The organism is Vibrio sp. T11.5 (genome assembly GCF_027587155.1).
Lineage (GTDB): Bacteria > Pseudomonadota > Gammaproteobacteria > Enterobacterales > Vibrionaceae > Vibrio > Vibrio neptunius.
Genome location: NZ_JAPPTP010000083.1, coordinates 1 through 400, shown reverse-complemented (window position 1 = coordinate 400; position 400 = coordinate 1). Strand labels below are relative to the sequence as shown.

The following is a 400-nucleotide window of genomic DNA, read 5'->3' as shown; positions in this document are numbered from 1 at the left end:
GGAAGCTCTACATCATCCAACGCTAGAGATTCTTCAGACTCAGCGACGACAGGCGCTTCAAGCTCTGGCTCTTGTGCAACATCCGCCAGTGCATCGTCTTCGCTGTATTCTGGAAGTTCTAAGTCATCCAGTTCCAATGATTCTTCAGACTCAGCGACAGGCGCTTCAAGCTCTGGCTCTTGTGCAACATCCGCCAGTGCATCGTCTTCGCTGTATTCTGGAAGATCTACATCATCCAGCGCTAGAGATTCTTCAGACTCAGCGACAGGCGCTTCAAGTTCTGGCTCTTGTGCAACATCCGCAAGTGCATCGTCTTCGCTGTATTCTGGAAGCTCTACATCATCGAGCGCTAGAGATTCTTCAGACTCAGCGACAGGCGCTTCAAGCTCTGGCTCTTGTT

General features: G+C 51.0%; 1 pseudogene. It reads right to left on the bottom strand.

What is annotated here, in order from left to right:
* Positions 1-400, bottom strand: a pseudogene (locus OH455_RS23300) (FimV/HubP family polar landmark protein); the annotation flags it as partial.